Genomic DNA, 395 nt, shown 5'->3' with positions numbered 1-395 from the left:
CTGACCACTTTCGCCACGACGAAGCCTTCTCTCGTTGTTACAGAAGCTCAAAGCATACCCTCGAAACGACATCATTTCGAGGCCGCACCCGTGATATGCCGTCCGAGAAGAATAGAGTTCGTGATTTCTGGAATAGAGACTCATGCGGCGAGGCGCTTTATCTATCGGAGTCTGATCGGAAAGGATACGAAAAACAGGCGAAAGCGCGCTATGAATTGGAGCCCTACATCGCCGATTTTGCACGTTTTGAACAGGTCCGAGGAATGCGTGTCCTAGAAATTGGGGTTGGTCTTGGTGCTGATCCTCAGTACAGTGCATTTCATATTAAGTTTTTGATTATAATGGCATCGTCTTGAGACTCTACCCCCAACGTTACGATGCCCGAAGCCCGCACT

The 395-nt window shown here is 49.1% G+C and carries 1 protein-coding gene; it reads left to right on the top strand.

Features of this window, described 5'->3' with window-relative positions; translation table 11 throughout:
- The coding region (locus tag D779_RS23060) for a hypothetical protein (RefSeq protein ID WP_232424267.1) at window positions 1-356 on the top strand (356 nt) is incomplete at its 5' end.
- Window positions 357-395 lie beyond the last annotated feature (39 nt).

This window comes from Imhoffiella purpurea (assembly GCF_000585215.1).
In the GTDB taxonomy this organism is placed as follows: domain Bacteria; phylum Pseudomonadota; class Gammaproteobacteria; order Chromatiales; family Chromatiaceae; genus Imhoffiella; species Imhoffiella purpurea.
Note: the sequence above shows the minus strand (reverse complement) of the source record. Positions and strands in the feature narration are given on the sequence as shown.